The 18869-nt window shown below is 63.1% G+C and carries 15 protein-coding genes; 6 read left to right on the top strand and 9 right to left on the bottom strand.

All coding sequences use genetic code 11. The features are described from left to right. Both PQQ86_RS12775 and PQQ86_RS12770 read right to left on the bottom strand, forming a co-directional pair. Positions 1–777: a phytanoyl-CoA dioxygenase family protein gene (locus PQQ86_RS12775; protein WP_408267152.1), complete on the bottom strand. Its 777-nt coding sequence runs from the start codon at positions 775–777 to the stop codon at positions 1–3. A gap of 69 nt (positions 778–846) precedes the next feature. Continuing rightward, on the bottom strand, positions 847–2106 hold the full coding sequence (locus tag PQQ86_RS12770) for a ribulose-bisphosphate carboxylase large subunit family protein (RefSeq protein ID WP_408267149.1): 1260 nt from the start codon (positions 2104–2106) through the stop codon (positions 847–849). A gap of 245 nt (positions 2107–2351) precedes the next feature. Here PQQ86_RS12770 and PQQ86_RS12765 point away from each other — a divergent pair, with 245 nt between their 5' ends. Continuing rightward, positions 2352–3257, top strand: coding sequence for a LysR substrate-binding domain-containing protein (locus tag PQQ86_RS12765; protein WP_408267146.1), 906 nt, complete (start codon positions 2352–2354; stop codon positions 3255–3257). Here PQQ86_RS12765 and PQQ86_RS12760 read toward each other — a convergent pair. Further along, entirely contained in the window at positions 3254–5122 is a 1869-nt protein-coding gene (locus PQQ86_RS12760; RefSeq protein ID WP_408267143.1) for a TRAP transporter large permease, read from the bottom strand. The genes PQQ86_RS12765 and PQQ86_RS12760 overlap by 4 nt on opposite strands. A 68-nt stretch (positions 5123–5190) precedes the next feature. Beyond that, positions 5191–6243: a TRAP transporter substrate-binding protein gene (locus tag PQQ86_RS12755; RefSeq protein ID WP_408267140.1), complete on the bottom strand. Its 1053-nt coding sequence runs from the start codon at positions 6241–6243 to the stop codon at positions 5191–5193. 313 nt (positions 6244–6556) lie between these two features. Between PQQ86_RS12755 and PQQ86_RS12750 the strand changes: the two genes are divergently transcribed. Further along, positions 6557–7363 carry an enoyl-CoA hydratase/isomerase family protein gene (locus PQQ86_RS12750; RefSeq protein WP_408267138.1) on the top strand — a complete coding sequence of 269 codons (807 nt, stop codon included), beginning with the start codon at positions 6557–6559 and terminating at the stop codon, positions 7361–7363. 152 nt (positions 7364–7515) lie between these two features. Here the strand turns inward: PQQ86_RS12750 and PQQ86_RS12745 are convergent, their stop codons facing one another. Then, positions 7516–8544: a TRAP transporter substrate-binding protein gene (locus PQQ86_RS12745; RefSeq protein ID WP_408267135.1), complete on the bottom strand. Its 1029-nt coding sequence runs from the start codon at positions 8542–8544 to the stop codon at positions 7516–7518. Positions 8545–8900: 356 nt separating this feature from the next. Here PQQ86_RS12745 and PQQ86_RS12740 point away from each other — a divergent pair, with 356 nt between their 5' ends. After that, positions 8901–10160 (top strand): porin, encoded by a 1260-nt coding sequence (locus PQQ86_RS12740; RefSeq protein WP_408267132.1) that lies wholly within the window; start codon positions 8901–8903, stop codon positions 10158–10160. A gap of 171 nt (positions 10161–10331) precedes the next feature. Here PQQ86_RS12740 and PQQ86_RS12735 read toward each other — a convergent pair whose 3' ends face one another. Genes PQQ86_RS12735 through PQQ86_RS12720 form a run of 4 tightly spaced genes read right to left on the bottom strand, consistent with a single transcriptional unit; the run spans position 10332 to position 15053 of the window. Then, on the bottom strand, positions 10332–11261 hold the full coding sequence (locus PQQ86_RS12735; RefSeq protein WP_408267129.1) for a D-2-hydroxyacid dehydrogenase: 930 nt from the start codon (positions 11259–11261) through the stop codon (positions 10332–10334). A gap of 54 nt (positions 11262–11315) precedes the next feature. Next, positions 11316–12026, bottom strand: coding sequence for a GntR family transcriptional regulator (locus tag PQQ86_RS12730; protein ID WP_408267126.1), 711 nt, complete (start codon positions 12024–12026; stop codon positions 11316–11318). A gap of 49 nt (positions 12027–12075) precedes the next feature. Next, positions 12076–13989, bottom strand: coding sequence for a TRAP transporter large permease (locus tag PQQ86_RS12725; RefSeq protein ID WP_408267124.1), 1914 nt, complete (start codon positions 13987–13989; stop codon positions 12076–12078). Between the two features lie 35 nt (positions 13990–14024). Further along, entirely contained in the window at positions 14025–15053 is a 1029-nt protein-coding gene (locus PQQ86_RS12720; RefSeq protein ID WP_408267121.1) for a TRAP transporter substrate-binding protein, read from the bottom strand. A gap of 260 nt (positions 15054–15313) precedes the next feature. Between PQQ86_RS12720 and PQQ86_RS12715 the strand changes: the two genes are divergently transcribed. From PQQ86_RS12715 to PQQ86_RS12705, 3 genes are read left to right on the top strand one after another with little or no spacing between them, the layout of a single operon-like run. Beyond that, on the top strand, positions 15314–16804 hold the full coding sequence (locus PQQ86_RS12715) for an NAD-dependent succinate-semialdehyde dehydrogenase (RefSeq protein WP_408267118.1): 1491 nt from the start codon (positions 15314–15316) through the stop codon (positions 16802–16804). Between the two features lie 47 nt (positions 16805–16851). Further along, complete coding sequence (locus PQQ86_RS12710; RefSeq protein ID WP_408267115.1) at positions 16852–17661, top strand: HpcH/HpaI aldolase family protein; 810 nt, start codon at positions 16852–16854, stop codon at positions 17659–17661. A gap of 22 nt (positions 17662–17683) precedes the next feature. Next, on the top strand, positions 17684–18865 hold the full coding sequence (locus tag PQQ86_RS12705; RefSeq protein WP_175772333.1) for an acyl-CoA dehydrogenase family protein: 1182 nt from the start codon (positions 17684–17686) through the stop codon (positions 18863–18865). Positions 18866–18869 lie beyond the last annotated feature (4 nt).

Below are 18869 nucleotides of genomic sequence, written 5' to 3'. Positions count from 1 at the left end.
TCAGGCCGTGTGATGCGCGGTCGCGTGTTGGACCGCCCGTTCGACCGCAACGATCGGCTCGAAGGACCGGTGCGCGATATACGGCGGACGCGTCGGCCGGCGCAGATGGTTCGACAGCGCTGAGTAGGTGACGTACAGGATGCGGCGCGGCAGCGGCGTGATGTTGCCCGCCGAACCATGCACGACGTCGCCGTGGAACAGCAGTACGCTGCCCGCGCGGCCCTCGGCGATCGCAATGTCGTCGCCGGAGCGGATCAGGCGCACCACGTCCTCCCGTTCGAGCCAGCGGCGGCCGTTGACGTCCTCCGCGTAGATCATGCCTTCTTTGTGGCTCCCCAGCACAAACATCAGCGCCCCGTTGGATGCGTGGACGTCGTCGAGAAAGATCGCGGCGTTCATCGCACGGGCTTCTGGCATGCCGTCGTCTTCATGCCAGGTCACGAAGTCCTGGTGCCACGGGAACGTGTCGCCCTCGAACGCGACCTTTGGATTGACCTTGAACTGGTGGATATACAACTGCTCACCGATGATCTGTTCGACTGGTTCGACGAGCCGGCTGTCCAACGTCAGCGCGCGAAATACTTCGTTGTATTCATGGCAGCCGAACGCGGTGCGCGGTTCGCCGTTTTTCTCGCGCCAGATTTCCGGCCGATGGTGCTGGAAGATCGCGGTCGATTCGTCGCGCAGCGCGATTACTTCGTCGAGCGAGAATACGTCTGGCACGAGCAGAAAGCCGTTGTCGTCGAACTGTCGATGTTGTTCCGCAGTAAGTTTCATTACCTGTCTCCTGATCCGTCTTTGCTGATTTTCGTTTCGACGCCCGTATCTGTTAGCGGCGCCTGCAGCCTACTTGCCAAATTTATCGACCGCCGCCCGCAATTCAGGCCGCGAGCTCGCGTACTCGACGAGGTCGGCGCCGGCAAGCGCCGCGTCCCACCCCTGCTGCATGCTGCGCACCCCTGCCGTGACGCCATGCGGATGCGCCAGGATGCCGCCGCCCGCCATATGGAGCAAATCGACGGTGCCGGTCGCCGCATAGGTGGTGATCGCCGAGCCGGCCCACTGCGCGGACGACACCGCCGGCATCGCCGTATAGCCGCCGAACATTGGCGTGAGGCAGTCCTTGATCGACTGCGTCACCTCTTCGTTCGCCTGATAAAACTTGCTGTCGATCCCGCCGACATGCAGATGGTCGACGCCGGCGAGACGCGCGAGCTTCTGATACGCGGTAAAGCCGATGCCGAGCAGCGGGCAGCGCGACAGCGCGCCGATCGTCGCGCGGTGGCCGTGAATCGGCAGTGCGCTATGACGGCGCAGCCACGCTACGCCCGCGAAGCCGATGCTGTTGACCGCCACCATCACGCAGTTGCCGCCGTGTTCGAGCACGAGATCGTGGCCGCGCCGCAGTTCGTCGATATCGCCAGTGATGTTGAATGCGTACATCACCTTTTTTCCGGTCTCGTCCGCCGCGCGTTCGATCTCGCCCATCACCGCGGCGACCCGTTCGGCGAGCGGCGCATACGGCGGGTTGCCGCAGAGTTCATCATCCTTGATGAAGTCGAGACCCGCCAGCGCGAGTTCGCGCACCCGAACTCGCAACTCCTGCGTCGAGAGGCCGATGCTCGGTTTGACGATCGTGCCGATCAACGCGCGGTCGTATACATTGACCAGTTTGCGCGTGCCTTCGATGCCGAAAGCCGGCCCCGGATAACGTGCGCCGAACGCATCGGGCAGATCGAGGTCGAGCAGCCTCAGGCCGGAAAGTTGCTGCAATTCATACAGATTGCCCGCGACGGTGGTGAACAGGTTCGGCAGCGACGGTCCGAAGTTGTGCAGCGGAAAAGAGATCGCGATCTCGCCGCGTTGATAACGTGCCGGCCCTGACGAGCGCGCCGGCGTGCAGCCGGGCAGTGCCGGCGTATCGACCGTTTCGAGCGGCGTGATGCTGACGACCTGCGCGCCGAAGCGCTCCTTGAGTTCGACGGTTTCGCCCGGCACTGTGACGAAGGTGCCGCTGGACTGTTCGCCAGCAATCAGTTCGGCCGCTTGTCCGAGCGGGTACGGCGATTCGACGAGATAACGGGCTACGACGCGATCTTGGCTCATGATGAGATTCCCGTTGCTACGCCAGGCGGGCGCAGGCGCGCGTCGATGTCAGGCATGGTGTTCTCCTTGGTCCGGTTGCGAAAAGCTTTGCATCATTTGCGATGAGTCTAGGACCCGCGTAGCAGGCAGACAATCGACTTTTTTTCGGCAAGCCGTGAGAAAAACGCAATGCGGATGGTTAGAATAACTGACGAAATTCATTTCGATTTCAACACTTCGTTTTCCATCACTTACTCCCACTCCCAATGTCAGCGCTTCGTCCATCGCTAAACGCCCTTAGAGCCTTTGAAGTTTCCGTCAGGCTCGGCAGCATGACGCTGGCCGCCAACGAACTGGGGGTGACGCCCGGTGCCGTCAGCCGCCACATACAATCGCTCGAAACGATTTTCTCGATCACGCTGCTCAAGCGCCTCGGACAGTCGGTCGAACCCACGTCCGAAGGCAGGCGGCTTGCGGTCAGCCTGTCCGAAGGATTTCAACTGATCAACGCGAGCGTGCAGCAGCTGCAACCCGGCCCGCTGACCGTGTCGTGTTCCGCGACGATCATGATGTACTGGCTGATTCCGCGGCTTGCGCGGTTCAAGCAGGCGTATCCGGATGTCGAAGTGCTGCTGAACGTCAACTACGGGCCGCTCGATCTCGCGCGCGAGGAGGTCAGCGTCGCGATCCGCAACGACATGCTGGCGCCGCCGCAGGACGTGATCGTCAAGCATCTGATGAAGGAAGAGACGGGACTTGTCTGCGCGCCCGGGTTTTTCGAAAAGCACGGTGAGCGTGGCCTCGACGATCTGCTGAAAATGCGCATCCTGGCCACCAAGACGCGGCCGCGGGCATGGCGCGACTGGCTTGCGCGCGTTGGGCGGCAGGACCTCGACGTGATGCCGCACGACGTCTACGAACATTTCTATCTGATGATCCAGGCGGCGTCGTGCGGGCTTGGCATCGCGATCGCTCCGCGCATGATGGTCGAGGAGGAGATCGGCTCGGGGCGGCTCGTCGCGCCGTATGGCTTCGAAGAAGGGGAGTACAACATCGTGTTGTGGATCGCGCCCAGCCTGCGCTCGTCGAAAGACCTGCAGGCGCTCGTCGCGTGGCTGCGCAAGGAGGGCGCTGGCGACGCCGCGCCGGTGGACGGCACGGGCTCGCATTAGAGGAATCCGACTGAGAACCACGGCACGGCCGTGACGACGGCGAGGCCCACGAGAAGCGCTGCCAGATACGGCCAGATCTTGCGCATCGCGCTCGACGGATCCACGCCGCCGATCACACAGGCCGAGTAGTAACCGACACCAAACGGTGGTGCGAACAGCCCGATCCCCATCGAAAGAACCACAACGATCGCGTAGTGAACTTCGCTGATACCCATTGTGCGCGCGATCGGAAACAGCAGCGGTCCGAACAGCACCACCGCCGGAATGCCTTCGAGCACGCTGCCGAGCACGATGAACGCGACCACCGACACCGCAAGAAAGGTCGGCGCGCCGCCGGGCAGCGTCGCCATCGCAGCGGCGAGTTCGATCGAGAATCCCGATTGCGTCAGCGCCCACGCCATCGCCGTCGCCGTGCCGATGATCAGCAGGATCGAGCCCGACAGCGCGGCTGTCTGGATCATCATTGGCCGCATCCGGCGCCATTCGAACTTGCGATAGATGAGCAAGCCGACGATCAGCGAATACATCACGCCGACCGTAGACACCTCGGTCGCAGTCGCCACGCCTTCCACCACCGCGCCGCGAATCACCACGGGCAGCGCAAGCGCCGGTAGCGCAATCACGAAGGTCTTCAGAAGACGCCGCACGTCAATGCGGCCCACCGTGTCGGGCGCATGCTTGCGGTGCCGGTACCACACCACCGCGCACAGCGCGAGGCCTAGTGCGATCGCCGGCATCAGGCCGCCGGTGAAAAGCGCGGTAATCGATACTCCGGTAACCGAACCAATCGTGATCAGCACAATGCCCGGCGGAATCGTCTCGGTTTGCGCGCCGGTCGCGGCCAGCAGCGCAACCAGTTCGCCCGGATCCGAGCCGCGCCGCTTCATCTCGGGAAACAGAACCGGCGCGACCGCTGCCATGTCGGCGACTTTTGAACCCGAAATTCCTGACAGCAGATACATTGCGCCGACGAGCGCATACGACAGCCCGCCGCGAACCGGACCCAGCGCCTGTGCGAGAAAATTGACGAGCGCGGCGGCGATGCCGGTCATCTCCATCAGATAACCGAGGAACACGAAGAGCGGCACGGCCAGCAGGATCGGATGCGACATGCCTTCGTCCATCCGGCCGACCACCACGGTCAGCGGGACGTTGGTCGTCAACGCCAGATAGGCGAACGTCGCGATACCGAACGTGAACGCGATCGGCACGCCGGAAAAGATACCGATCGCGACGATGACGACGAAGAAGATCACCAGATTCACGTTGCCGAGATTCTCGAACACCGGCTGAAGCGCATATAGCGCGCCGGCGAGCAACGCGACGCCCATGATCGCCAGCAGCACCGTGCGCCGCTTCGCCACCTGCGCGAGCTGAATCACGCTCGATATCACCAGCAGCACGGCGCCGACCGGCAGCGCGGCGGCTCGCCATACCGTCGAAATCTGGAGCGCGGGAGACGTAACGTCGATCGCATCGTTCGCGTAACTCCATGTCGGTTGCACGATCAGCAGCAGGAACGCGAGTGCGGCGGCGATCGCGAATACATCGAGTATCGCGCGCAGCGCGGGCGACGCACGGTCGACCAGCGCCGTCATCCGCATGTGGTTGCCGCGCCAGAAGGCGATAACCGCGCCCAGCATGGCGAGCCACAGAAACAGCAACGAGCCGAGTTCGTCGGACCAGTCGAGCGGATGCTGGAATATATAGCGCGCGACGACGCCGCTGAACAGAATCACTGTCTCCACGGCGACCAGCAGCGCCGCAGCGCTTTCGATGGTCCAGACCAGCGCCGCGCGGGCTTTCGCCAGCCCCGTTTCGACGTCTTGCGAGGGTTCGGCGGTCATCGTCAGATTGTGTCTCATGGTCAAGTCTCGTGATTGCTTCCCGTCATGTTCCCGGACGCCGCGCAAGGGCGGCGCCGGGGCCGTGCTCAGGCGAGCTTGCCCACGGTCTGTTCGAGCAGGCTCCATGCTTTCGGATCGAACTGCTGCTGCCAGTCCTTGTAGAACGATGTCTTGCTGAGCGCGGCGCGGAACGCCTGCTGATCCACGTCGATGAATTGCAGGCCCTTCGCCCCCAGACTGCTGCGCAAACTCACGCTGCTGGCCGCGATATCGCTGCGCTGATCGCCGATCGAGCGGTTGAGCTCTTCGGTGACGATCGTGCGCACCGCGGGCGGAAGCTTCATCCACGCGCGCTGATTGCTGAGCAGCCAGAAGCCGTCCCAGATGTGATTGGTAAAGCTGCAGTATTTCTGAACCTCGTACAGCTTGCCGGAGTTGATGATCGCGAGCGGGTTCTCTTCGCCGTCCACGATGTGTGTTTGCAGCGAGGTGTACAGATCCGAGTAGTTGATCGGCGTGGGGCCGGCGTGGAATGCATTGAACAGCATCGTGTAGGCCGGTGTCGGCGGCACGCGCAGCTTGAAGCCGGCGAGATCGGCGGGCAGTCTGATCGGCCGCGACGACGACGTGACCTGGCGGAAGCCGTTGTCCCACATGCGCGCGACCGCGACAATCGTGCCGGTCTTGTTGATGTCGTCGCGGATGTAGTCGCCCAGCGCACCGTCCACGGCGGCCCATACGTGCGAGTAGTCGCTGAATGCGAAGCCGGTGCTGAGGATGCCCGACGATCGCACATAGTTACCCAGGTTGCCATGCCCGAGGACCATGAATTCGACTGCGCCGGTGCGCGTCTGCGTCAGCGTGTCGGCGTCGGAGCCGAGCACGTTGGCGGGGAACAGTTTGATCTCGACCTGGCCATGCGTCGCTTCGCGGATGCGGACAAACGCCTCGCTCGCGCGCACGTTCAACGGATGGCCGCCTTGCAGCGCAGTCGCGAACTTGTAGTTGAATTCTGCGGCTCTTACCCCTTTGGGCAGAATGCCGACGAGCGGCAACGCCAGTGCACTCCTGATCAGCGTCCGGCGTGTAGTCTTGCTTTGCGACAGGCGTACGTGCGCCTTCACTTTCGTGGCTTGCATGTCTCCTCCGGTTATGGGCAGTGCCCTTATGTTCTGGTGATGAAGATCTCCTCGTCGCGGTATTCGTCCGCGTTTGTCTATTTTGATTCTAGGGGCGACGTGATTGCATCCCTAACGAGTTTTTATTCGCTTCTGCTTGAGGAAAACTCAACCCCGAAGTGCCGTCGTCGGCTTCTGCCAACGCCGCTCCCACCGCGGCGCCGCTGTTAAAAGTGTTGACACATTGTATTGTAGTGTCGGTAAAATATTTAATAGTGAATACACTTAGCCTGACCTGCATCAGATGCGGATTGGGTCGATACCTGGAGGAGAGATGGACCCGATACAACCCCGCGTGGCCGCGGCAGCTGCAATCGACGTCGAAGAGATCGCACCGGCCATCGCGCGAGTCGCGATTGCAAACCCGCCGCTGAATGTGCTGACTCAGGCGGTGCGCCGTGAGCTCGGCATTTTTTGGGCCGGCGCACAGGAGCGGCGCGATTTGCGCTGTGTGATTTTTGGCAGCGGAGAACGCGCGTTTTCCGCGGGCGCCGATCTGTGTGAATTTCCACTGCGTTTCGACGCAAAGGTCGCGCGCGCGCACGGCGAGAACGCGCATCGGATGATGCGCGCGCTGGTCGAACTCGACATTCCGGTGATCGCGTCGATTCACGGCTTCTGCATGGGCGGCGGGCTCGAGCTCGCACTCGGTTGCACGTTCCGGCTGGCCGCACGCAACGCGCTGTTCGCATTACCGGAGATCGACCGCGGCGTGTGGCCGGGTACGGGCGGCATCGCGCTGCTGACGCGTCTGATCGGCCCGGTGGCAGCGAAGAAAATGCTGTACGGCGGCCAGCGGATCGACGCCGAGCAGGCGCTGGCGCTCGGCATCGTCGATGAAATCGTCGATAACGACGCGCTTGATCAACGCGCGCTCGAACTTGCGTCGCTGTATGCGTCGAAGCCGGGGCAGTCGGTGCGAACCATCACGAGTCTCGCCGATCATGAATTCCGCAGTGCATTCCGGCGCCACCTCGAAGTCGAGCTCGAAGCGTTCGTGCTGGCGTATCAGTCGCGCGATGCGGCCGAAGGCAATCAGGCGTTCTTCGAAAAACGTGCACCGCTCTGGCGTCATCGCTAACGAACAAACGGCGCCGCGAGCCGTGCTCGAAGCGCCGTGTTAACCGCTCCAGCCAATGCTAAACCGATCTCGGCTTCGAAGATTTCGGCGGATACCGCGATTGCCGTAATGCCGCCTTTGGCGGCGCGTCGTCGAGCTGGCGCGACCCGCCGTCAGGCGAGCTGATGCGTGTACTTCTCGAGCAGCGACCACGCCTCGTCGCCATACTGCTTCCGGTATTGCTGGTAGAACCCGGCCTTCTGCAGCACGGCGCGGAACGGCGCGATATCCGGCTTGTTGAAAACCATCCCCTGTGACTTCAGCTTGGTTTGCAGCGTCGCGTCCAGCGCGGCGACGTCGGCGCGCTGGTTCATCGCCGCGGCGTTCACATGTTTCGCGACGATCGCCTGCATATCCGGCGGCAGCTTGTTCCACGAGCGCTCGTTCGCCAGGAACCAGAAGCCGCTCCAGATGTGGTTGGTCAACGAGCAGTACTTCTGCACTTCATAGAAGCGCGACGTTTCGATCAGCGTCAGCGCGTTCTCTTCCGCATCGACCACCTTCGTCTGCATGGCCGAATACGCTTCGTTGAAGTTGACGCTGGTCGGCGCCGCGCCGAGCGCCTTGAAAAGCGCCGTCCACAGCGGGCTCACCGGAACGCGGATCTTCAGCCCTTTCAGGTCAGCCGGCGTATTGATCGGCCTGAGCGAACTCGTCACCTGCCGGAAGCCGTTATCCCACGTCTTGTCCATCGCCATGAGGCCGACCTTGGAGATCGCGTTGCGAATGTATTTGCCGAGGTCGCCGTCCATCGCGGCCCATACCTCGTTGTAATCGTTGAACGCAAAACCGACGCCGTTGATCCCCGCGACCGGCACGAGCGACGACATGATGTCGCCGCCTTCGGTCAGAAAATCGATCGCACCGGAACGCACCTGCGACAGCATATCGGTGTCGCTTCCCATCTGGCTGTTCGGGAAGATCTGCAAATCGATGCGGCCGTTACTTTCCTTGCTGATCGCAGCCGCGGCTTCTTTCGCACGCACGTTCATCGGATGCGAAAGCGGCATGTTGTTCGCGTACTTCAGCTTGTATTGCACGCTCTGCGCAAACGACGAGCGCGGTGTGAGCAATGCGCCGGCGCCTGCTATTGACGCGGCACCGAACGTCTGCAGGAAGGCGCGGCGTGAAAGGTGGTTCATCGTGTCTCCGTTCCGGAAGTGAGCGCATTGTTCGGCCGGCCGATGAAGCGCCGCACGATACAAGGCGAAAGGTTTTGTTTTATTGTCTACACAGACTTTAAAAGTGTTGACACATTGATGTCAAGGTGTTGTTATTAAAAAGACAATGCAGATAGTAAAAAAGAAAAACGGAGACGCAGATGAACTCGTAACGATCGGTCATGCTGGCCTTCAGCCATCGAACTTAGTACCCCGAAGGTCCAACTTTTCCGGCGACAGCGCGCGCCGCGCCTTGTCGCTTGTCCTGTTGCGCGCGCCGTTTCCAGGCATGCGCAACATCCACCTCCGTCCTACAACAAGTGAGAGGAGACTCAGCAGTGAATCAGCTTCTGAACGCATCACCGAAACACCCTGCCGGGCACGCAGCGTCGCCGCAAGCGCCGGCTGGCCGGACGCTCACGCTCACGCGCACGCTCTGTGCGCTCGCGGCGACGGCCGCTGCCACGGCGGCGGGCAGCACCTATGCGCAAAGCAGCGTCACGCTATACGGGATCATCGATGACGGCGTCAACTACACGAGCAACGTGCAGACGAGCCCGGGCAACGGTCATCAGCAGTACGAGATGTTAAGCGGCGTGCTGAGCGGCAGCCGCTGGGGCCTGCGCGGCAACGAAGATCTCGGCGGAGGCTTCAGCGCGCTGTTCGTGCTGGAGAATGGGTTCGACGTCAACGGCGGCAAGCTGGGGCAGGGTTCGCTCGAGTTCGGCCGTCAGGCGTTCGTCGGCGTGTCGACGCCGTACGGCACGCTTACGGCCGGCCGTCAGTACGATCCGATGATCGACTACGTCCATCCGCTCACCTCGGGCGCGATGTTCGCCGGCAATCTCGGCGCGCATCCGGGCGACCTCGACAACCTGAACAATACGAACCGCGTGAACAACTCGGTCAAGTATCAGACCGCGAACTATGCCGGTTTTTCGGCCGAGGGCATGTATAGCTTTGGCGGCGTACCGGGCAGCATTGGGGCGAATCAGATCTATTCGATCGGCGCCGGTTATATGCACGGCCCGCTGAATCTCGGCGTCGCTTACCTGAACGCGCACAATCCGAACGCGTCGTTCTTCGGCACCGCGGTGGGCGCGACGGCGGCTAGCAACAACCTGGGCAGCTCGCCGGTGATCAACGGCTACGCGTCGGCCCAAAGCGAAGCGGTGCTGACGGTCGGTGCGACCTACACGATCGGCGCGGCGATGCTGAACGCCGTCTATGCGAACACCCGCTACAACAGCCTGAGCGGCGTCGTATCGGTATTGAACCCGGCCGGACTGAGCGGCACGGCGACGTTCAACAGCGCGGAACTCGGCTTGCAGTACCAACTGACGCCCGCGCTGTCGCTCGCCGCCGCTTACACCTATACCGACGGCGGCACGACGAGCCGTGCGACTTATCAGCAAGGCGCGGTGAGCGCCGACTATGTGCTGTCAAAACGCACAGACGTGTATCTGCTCGGCGTGTTGCAGCATGCGTCGGGCGTCGATTCGACGGGACGCGCAGCGCGCGCGGCGATCAACGGGCTGTCGCCTTCGTCGAGCAACCAGCAGGCAACCGTGCGGTTTGCAATCCGTCACAAGTTCTGACGCGTTGAACGGCGTGCCGCACCTGTTGCATTAGCTGAGGAAAATTTAGCACTGCGACGTGTGACGGCCGCCGGCCTGACAACGGCGTAATTCCGCGCCTGCGGCGCGGAGCGGCATGTAAAGAGGCGCTGGTCCGGCCTCTTCGCGGGCGGCAGTTCAACTGCGCCGCATTCAACATTGCGCGTAATGTTGTTCGATCCCTTGCGCGAGTTGCGTGACGAGCCGCGTCATCGCGACCTGAGTCCTCCATGCGACATGAGGCGTCACGATCAGATCGGTGCGGGGGGTGGACAGCAGAGGATGATTGGCTGCGGGCGGTTCCTGTTCGAGCACGTCGAGCGCGGCATTCGCAATCAGCTTGCGGTCGAGCGCCTCGATCAACGCCGCTTCGTCGACGATTCCGCCTCGCGCGGTATTCACGAGCGACGCGCTGCGCTTCATCCGCTCAAACTCGGCGATACCGAACAGATGCCGCGTTTCGTCGGTCAGAGGGCAATGCAGGCTGATCGTATCGGCCTCGCGCAGCACCTGGTCGAATGCGATGTAACCGTCGCGCACCGCGCTCGCGTGCTTGCGCTCCGCGAACAGCACGCGCATGCCGAACGCGCTGGCCAGTTCGGCGAGGCGCTTGCCGCCGTGACCCGCACCGACGATGCCGAGCGTCGACCCATACAGATCCTCGAGCGGGTGCAATTCGGCATAGAAGGTGGGTGATCCGCTCCAGCCACCCGCATGAACGTCGTGCCAGTAGGGCACCAGGTTGCGACGCAGCGCGAGCATCAGCGCGAACGCGTGCTCGGGCACGGAAATCGTCGAATAGCCGGGGCATGCGACTACGCCAATACCGCGCTTGCGGCACGTTTCGAGATCCAGATGATTGACGCCGGCGGCCGGCACGCCGATGAGTTCCAGTTGCGGCAATCGCGCAAGCGCGTCGCCCGGCAATGGCACCTTGTTGGTCACCACGATCTGCGCGTCGCGGCAGCGTTCCACAACCTGTTCCGGCGTGGTGCAAGGATATTCGACCCAACAATGGGGAAACGGAAAATCCGGCAGATCGACGGACAGCGTTGCGCGATCAAGAAAGACGATGGTCCTCAACTACGACTCCAGTGGGGGTGAGACGGGGGGTGCGCTGGTTTGTTATACGCCTGCTCAACGATCCGACGCGCTCGTGGACACGGTATCGAGCATGCGCTTCTTGCCGGTCTGCACGTGATTTTCGAACGCTTGCGCGGCGGCATCCGCGTGGCCCGTGCGTAGCGCGTTGAACAGGTCGTGGTGCTCCTTCGCCGAGCGCTGCATCTGCGTATACGAGTAGACCCCTTTGTGCAGATACAGCGTCAGTTCTTCCTCGACGGCCTGATTGATCTTGATGAGCCGCGGATTCTTCGTCGCTTTCATCAACTGGCTATGGAACTCGGTGTTCAGCGCCTGATATTCGCGTGTGTCGCGCGCGGCGACCGCTGCGTCCATGCTGTCGATCAGCTCGGACAGCGAGCGTTCCTCTTCGGCGGTCAGGCGCAGGGCGGCAAGCCGGCCCGCCGTGCGTGCCAGACCGGCACGGATTTCGTAAAGATCCATCGCTTCCTCGAGCGACAGCCGCCGCACCTCGGCGCCGCGATTTGGCACGATGCGTACAAGCCCAGCCTGTTCGAGCGCGCGCAGCGCTTCACGAGCAGAATTGCGACCGACGCCAATATGCTGCGCGAGCGCCTGTTCGTTGACCCGCTCGCCGGGCCGCAATTCACCACGCTGGATCATCCCGCGCACCTGGTCGCGGATTTCGTCGAGTTTCGAAGCGATCACCTCGGGGGCCCGCGCATTGGCCTTGCCGTTTACAACGCCGGTTGTGTCGGTTTTCATGTGTATCGCCTTCCTCATTGCCATTGTTGCCTCTATTTTTGCATAGCATTTATCGGAGAAAGCCAACCGACACCCACGGCACCGCGACGATCACGATCAGCGCGGCTGCAAGCGCGCCCAAGTAAGGCCAGACTCGCCGCATCGCCACACCCGGATCCACCTTGCTGACCGCGCACGCGGCGTAAAAGCCGAGCCCGAGCGGCGGCGCGAAGAGTCCGAGCCCCATCGCGAAGACCACGACCATCGCGTAGTGCACCTCCGAAATTCCGATGGCGCGGGCAATCGGAAAGAGCAGAGGTCCGAACAGCACAATAGCCGGAATCCCTTCGAGAAAGCTACCGAGAATCACAAAGGTGACAGCCGAAATCGCCAGAAAGCCGAGTTTGCCGCCTGACCACGCCATCATCAGCGACGCAAGCTGCGCTGAAAAGCCGGACTGCGTAAGCGCCCAGCCCATCGCCGTCGCGGAGCCGATGATGATCAGGATAGCGCCCGACAGCGATGCGGTCTCCACCAGAATCGGGTACAACCGACGCCACTCAAAGCGGCGGTACAGCAGCAGCCCGACCACGCACGTGTAAGCGACGCCGATCGTCGCCACTTCGGTAGCGGTCGCGACACCTTCGACGACCGCCGCGCGAATCACGAACGGCAGCGCGAGCGACGGCGCCGCGATCAGTAGCGAGCGCCCGATCTCGGCACGCGACGCGCGCTGCACGCCCAGCAGGCGCTCCTTGCGGCTTTTGAACCAGATCACGCCGGCAAGCGCAACCGCGCCGACCACCGCCGGCATGAAGCCGCCGGTAAAGAGCGCGGCAATCGACACGCCCGTGACCGAGCCGATCGTAATCAGCACGAGGCTCGGCGGGATCGTCTCCGACATCGCCGCGGCGGCGCTCAGCATCGCCACCAGATCGCCTTCGTTCGCGCCGCGTTTTTTCATCTCGGGGAAGAGCCCCGGCGCGAGCGCGGCCATGTCGGCCACTTTCGATCCGGAAATCCCCGACACCAGATACATCGCGCCGATCAACACGTACGCGAGACCGCCGCGCTTGTGGCCGATCATCGACGCGAGAAAACGGATCATCGCTTCCGCGAGACCCATCGCTTCCATCAGCGCGCCGAGCAGAACGAAGAGCGGCACCGCGAGCAGGATCAGGCTCGACATGCCCTGGTTCATCGTGCTGACGACGATCGTGAGCGGGGCGCCGGTGACGGTCGCGAGATACGCGAGCGTGCAGACGCCGAACGCAACCATGATAGGCACGCCAAGACAGATGATCGTGACAAGCCCGACTACGAAAAACAGGATCAGGCTCGTGGCCGTCAGCGGCGCGAGCGCGCTGCTCGCGAAATACAGCACCGCCGCGAGGCCACCGACGATCGCAAGCGACGCAGCGCAGTCGCGCGGCGTCGCGCGTCCGAGCAGCCGCGTGACGGCAAGCGCGAGCATCAGCGCGGAGCCGACCGGAATCGCTGCTGCCGGGATCGCATTCGGCAGCCCGAGCGCGGGCGTCGTGATGATCCACTCGTTCATCGCCCAGTCGGTTGCAGGGCCGACCAGCAGCAGCACGAACGTCACCACGACGAAGTTGCCGAAGGTTTCCGCGAAGCGGCGCGCCGACGGAGACATCCGTGCGACAAACATTGACAGCCGCATGTGTTCGCCGCGCCGCAGCGCGATCACGGCGCCGAGCATCGACAGCCAGATGAACAGCATCGACGCGAGTTCGTCGCCCCAGATTAGCGGGTTCTCGAGCACATAGCGGCAAAACACGTTGCTGAGCAGCAGGATCACTTCGGCCACCAGCAGGATCGCCGCCGGCACTTCGGTGCTCCACTTGATGACGCTTTCCAGCATGCCGCCAAGGCGCGCGACCTTCGACGGGGAAGCGCGGCTGCCGGACGCGGGGCCGCTCATATCGGCGGCGAACGGCTGCTCGGGATGCACTTGGGATGTCATGGCAGGTTCTCCTGAAACGCTTTGACGGCTCGACTTCATGCGAGCTTCTGTGTGTACTTCTCGAGCAGCGACCACGCCTCGTCGCCATACGTCTTGCGCCATTGCCCGTAAAAGCCGGACTTTTTCAGCACGGCGCGAAACGGCTGCGTATCCGGCTGGTTGAACACCATGCCGTGCGACTTGAGACTGGTTTCGAGCTGCCCGTTCATCGCGGCGATATCGGCGCGTTCGGCCACCGCCGCCGCGTTCAGATGTTTTGCGACGATCGTCTGCAGATCGGGCGGCAGGTTGCCCCACGAGCGCGCGTTGCCGAGGAACCAGAAGCCGTCCCAGATGTGGCGCGTCAGCGAGCAGTATTTCTGCACTTCGAAAAAACGCCCGGTCTCGATCAGCGCGAGCGGATTTTCCTCGGCATCGACCACCTTGGTCTGCAACGCCGAATACGCTTCGCTGAAGTTCACGCTAGTGGGGGCCGAATCGAACGCCTTGAACATCGAGGTCCACAGCGGACTGACCGGCACGCGGATCTTTAGGCCCTTCAGGTCCACCGGCGTCTGCACCGGCTTCACCGAGCTCGTGATCTGGCGAAAGCCGTTGTCCCACGGCTTGTCCATCGCGACGAGGCCGACCTTTGAGATTGCCTGGCGGATATGCGCGCCAAGGTCGCCGTCCATTGCGGCCCAGACCTGGTTGTAGTCGGTGAACGCGAAGCCGATGCCGTTGATCGCCGACACCGGCACGAGCGTCGACAGCACGACGCCGCCTTGCGTCAGGAAGTCGATCGCGCCCGAGCGGACCTGCGACAGCATGTCGGTGTCAGAGCCCATCTGGCCGTTCGGGAAAATCTGCAGTTCGACGCGGCCGTTGGTGTCCTTCCTGATGGCGTCGGCCGCCTGTTTCGCGCGGATGTTCAGCGGATGCGCGACCGCGAGGTTGTGTGCGTATTTCAGCTTGTACTGAGCGGTCTGCGCCCGCGCGACGGGGGCCAGCACGCTGCTGCCGGCCACTGCGGCCGATGCCGCGCCGAGCGTGCGCAGGAAGCTGCGCCGGTCATATGTACTCATGTGTCTCTCTCCATGTAAGAAGCGCTACGTAGGGGACGCAGTCGGCGGCGCCGCTGCGTTCTTATGGATGGCCTGACCCACCTCGGTAATTTGCACACGATCACCGTCATTTCGCTGACACTCACTTTAAAAGTGTTGACACTTTTGTGTCAAGATGTTGTTATAAGAAAAAGCGTGCGGACAACAACGAAGGCCGCGTCGGCACCGTCGGCAGTAGGCGCGTGCAGAGAAGCCGCTCTACGAACCCTTCAGGAGGCAGCATGGAATTGCAGAACCACTACCGCGACCACGGCATGTTGATCGGCGGCCGCTGGTACGCCGCATCGGCGGAAAATGGGCAGATTTCGATCAATCCGGCCACCGAGGCCGAACTCGGACACACGCCGCTCGCCACGAAGCAACAGGTCGCGGATGCTATCGAGGCGGCCGTCGTTGGCTCCGCTGCGATGCGCCAGTTCTCGCCGTGGGAGCGCTCGGCGCTGTTGCGGCGTGCGGGCGCGCTGATTCGCGAGCGTGCGGCGCAGATCGGCCGCATCGTCGCGCTCGAAACCGGCAAGCCGATCGCGCAGGCGACCGGTGAAGCGAATGCAGCCGCGGAATCGATCGACTGGTTCGCCGACGAAGCGCGGCGCGTATTCGGCATGTCGTACGAAGGGCGCGTGAAGGGCGGCCGTTACCTGGTGCACTACGAGCCGCTCGGTGTGGTTGCGGCGTTCACGCCGTGGAATTTCCCGTTGCTGCTGCTGGCGCGCAAGATGGGACCGGCGCTCGCCGCGGGCAACGCGATCGTGATCCGGCCGTCGAACGAGGCGGCCGGCGCGACGATGGCGCTGGTGCGCTGCTTTACCGACGCCGGCTTTCCCGAAGGCGCGGTGAACCTCGTGATCGGCAAGCCGGATGTGATCACGCCGGTGATCATGGCGGACTCGCGCGTCGCGAAGATCAGCTTCACCGGCTCGGTGCCGGTTGGCCGGCAGATCGTCGAGATGTCGGCGCAGACGCTGAAGAAGGTCACGATGGAACTGGGCGGCCACGCACCCGTGATCGTGCACCGCGACGCGGATATCGCCGCTTTCGCGCAACTCGCGTCGCTCGGCAAGTTCCGCAATGCGGGCCAGGTGTGCGCATCGCCGACGCGCTTCTATGTGCACGAATCGATCTTCGACCAGACGGTCGCGGCGCTCGTCGAACGGTCGAAAGCGCTGCGCGTCGGCGACCCGCTCGAGCAGAACACCGACCTCGGACCGCTCACCACCGCAAAACGGCGTACCGCGATCGAACGGCTCGTCGACGAAGCGGCGAGCAGCGGCGCGCAGATCCTGTGTGGCGGCCGCCGCCCCGCGCAATTCGGCCGCGGCTGGTTCTATGAGCCGACACTGGTCGCCAATCCCGCACCGCACGTCGGCCTGATGAACGACGAGCCGTTCGGCCCGGTCGGCACATTGACGCCGTTCTCGACGATGGACGAAGTGATCGGCGAAGCGAACCGTCTGCCGTTCGCGCTTGCTGCGTACGTGTTCACGCGCTCGATGCGCAATACGCTCGAAACCACCGAGCGCCTGCAGGCGGGTGTGATCGGCGTCAACACATTTGTTGCGTCGACCGCGGAAACCCCGTTCGGCGGCAGCAAGGACAGCGGCTTTGGACGCGAAGGCGGCCCGCACGCGATCCGCGATTACCTCGATACCAAATTTATCAACCTGGAACTGGCACAGGACGCGTCGCTGGAATCCGCGAACGGCGCTGCGTAAGAGCCCCCGCACGCCGACCTTCCCATATGACCTGAACGGAAACCAACATGAAAAGCATCAAGAATCACGCGAAGGCGCAACTTGCCGCCGGCGAACTCGCGCTCGGCATGGGTCTGCGCCAGGCCCGCACCGTCGATATCGCACAGATCGCAAAGGCGAGCGGTTACGACTGGCTGTTCATCGACATGGAACACAACTCGATGGACATCGACACCGCCGCGCAGATCTGCGCGGGCGCGCTAGTCGGAGGCGTCACGCCGATCATCCGGGTGCCGAGCCACGAGCCATTTCACGCGACGCGCCTGCTCGACACGGGCGCGATGGGCATCGTCGTGCCGCACGTGAGCACTGCCGGCCAGGCTGCGCACGTCGCGAACATGTGCCGCTTCCCGCCCGCGGGAGGCCGCTCGATTCCCGGCATGCTGCCGCAGGTCGGCTTCGAAGCGTTACCGATCGCCGACGTCGTGCACGCGATCAACGATGAAGTGCTGGTCGTCGTGATGATCGAAACGCGCGAGGGGCTCGAAAACGTCGAGGAGATCGCGGCGGTGCCCGGCATCGACGTGCTGCTCGTCGGCGCGACCGATCTTGCTGCGGACCTCGGCATCACGGGACAGCTTGGCCATCCGCGCATCGGCGCGGCAATCGACGTGGTGTGCGCTGCGTGCGCGCGGCACGGCAAGGTGCCCGGCGTCGGCGGCGTGTACGACGAAGCGCTAATGACCGCCTATGTGCAAAAGGGCGCGCGCTTCATCCTGTCGGGCTCCGACCTCGCGTTCCTGATGGCCGGCGCGAAATCCCGTTCGAGCATGCTGCGTTCGATTGCACTCGACGAAATCGACCAGCTCAAAGCCTAGTGATTTCTCTGGAGGAGACACCGTGAATCAGGAATACGCAAGCCAGCTTGTCAATCGGCGCGACCTGAAGCCGTATCTGAATGCCGATCAGTTCGAATTTCGCGACTCGATCCATCGCGTGCTGACGCGTCATGCGTCGCCCGAGTACATCCGCGAATGCGATGAAGCCAAGCGCTTTCCGCAAGAACTCGTCGACGTCGCCGCGCAGCAGGGCTGGTTCGGCCTCACCCTGCCCGAGCAGTACGGCGGCATCGGCGGCTATCTCGACATGGCGGCTTATCTTGAAATCGTCGCGTACCACACGATCGCGCTCGCGCGCTTCTGGAACGCGAACGTCAACATGGTGGGCGGCGCGCTGTCGCGCTTCGCGTCCGACGACATCAAGGCCCAAGTGCTGCCGAAGCTCGCCGCCGGCAAGGCGTGGCTCGCCTTCGCGCTAAGCGAGAACGGCTCGGGCTCCGACGCCGCGTCGCTCGCGTCGCGTGCGGTCGCGCAGGGCGACGACTTCGTGATCGACGGCACCAAGATGTGGATTTCCGGCGCGCTGCAGGCCGACTACATCCTGACCGCCGTGCGTACCAATCCCGATGCGAAGAAGCACGACGGCATCAGCCTCTTTCTGGTGCCGAAGGAATCGAAGGGCCTGACGATCAATCCGATCGACCTGCTCGGCGGCCATGCGATCCGCACCTGCGAGGTCGTGTACGACGGCGTGCGCGTGTCGAAGGACCGGCTGGTCGGCGGTCTGCATGTGGGCTGGAAAAAGCTCACGACGGTGCTGTCGAAGGAGCGTATCGCGTTGTCGGCGATGTGCGTCGGCGGAGCGCAGGCGGCGATCGATCTGGCGCGCTGGTACGCCAACGACCGCAAGCAGTTCGGCCAGTCGATCATCGATTTCCAGGCCGTCTCGCACTTGCTCGCCGACATGCAGACGCGCGTCGACGCGGCCCGCATGCTCGCGTTTCGCGCGGCAAAGCTGCTCGACGAAGGCGAGACGTGCGACGTGGAATCGTCGCAGGCGAAGTATTTCGCCTCGGACACATACGTGCAGGTCGCAACCGATGGTATCCAGATCATGGGCGCCAACGGCTATTCCGCCGAATACGCGATGCAGCGTCATTTTCGCGAAGCCAAGATGTTCCAGATCTTTGGCGGCACCAATCAAATCCAGCGCAACATCGTGGCACGCGCGCTGAAGTCATAAGCGG

Origin of the sequence: Paraburkholderia sediminicola (assembly GCF_046026675.1) — a bacterium.
GTDB lineage: Bacteria > Pseudomonadota > Gammaproteobacteria > Burkholderiales > Burkholderiaceae > Paraburkholderia > Paraburkholderia sediminicola_F.
This window is presented reverse-complemented; position numbering and strand designations above follow the sequence as displayed.

Bases quoted from the DNA above. Each gene is read 5' to 3' on its own strand.
- PQQ86_RS12775 (WP_408267152.1), bottom strand. From the start codon at position 777: ATGAAACTTACTGCGGAACAACATCGACAGTTCGACGACAACGGCTTT.
- PQQ86_RS12770 (WP_408267149.1), bottom strand. From the start codon at position 2,106: ATGAGCCAAGATCGCGTCGTAGCCCGTTATCTCGTCGAATCGCCGTAC.
- PQQ86_RS12765 (WP_408267146.1), top strand. From the start codon at position 2,352: ATGTCAGCGCTTCGTCCATCGCTAAACGCCCTTAGAGCCTTTGAAGTT.
- PQQ86_RS12760 (WP_408267143.1), bottom strand. From the start codon at position 5,122: ATGAGACACAATCTGACGATGACCGCCGAACCCTCGCAAGACGTCGAA.
- PQQ86_RS12755 (WP_408267140.1), bottom strand. From the start codon at position 6,243: ATGCAAGCCACGAAAGTGAAGGCGCACGTACGCCTGTCGCAAAGCAAG.
- PQQ86_RS12750 (WP_408267138.1), top strand. From the start codon at position 6,557: ATGGACCCGATACAACCCCGCGTGGCCGCGGCAGCTGCAATCGACGTC.
- PQQ86_RS12745 (WP_408267135.1), bottom strand. From the start codon at position 8,544: ATGAACCACCTTTCACGCCGCGCCTTCCTGCAGACGTTCGGTGCCGCG.
- PQQ86_RS12730 (WP_408267126.1), bottom strand. From the start codon at position 12,026: ATGAAAACCGACACAACCGGCGTTGTAAACGGCAAGGCCAATGCGCGG.
- PQQ86_RS12725 (WP_408267124.1), bottom strand. From the start codon at position 13,989: ATGACATCCCAAGTGCATCCCGAGCAGCCGTTCGCCGCCGATATGAGC.
- PQQ86_RS12720 (WP_408267121.1), bottom strand. From the start codon at position 15,053: ATGAGTACATATGACCGGCGCAGCTTCCTGCGCACGCTCGGCGCGGCA.
- PQQ86_RS12715 (WP_408267118.1), top strand. From the start codon at position 15,314: ATGGAATTGCAGAACCACTACCGCGACCACGGCATGTTGATCGGCGGC.
- PQQ86_RS12710 (WP_408267115.1), top strand. From the start codon at position 16,852: ATGAAAAGCATCAAGAATCACGCGAAGGCGCAACTTGCCGCCGGCGAA.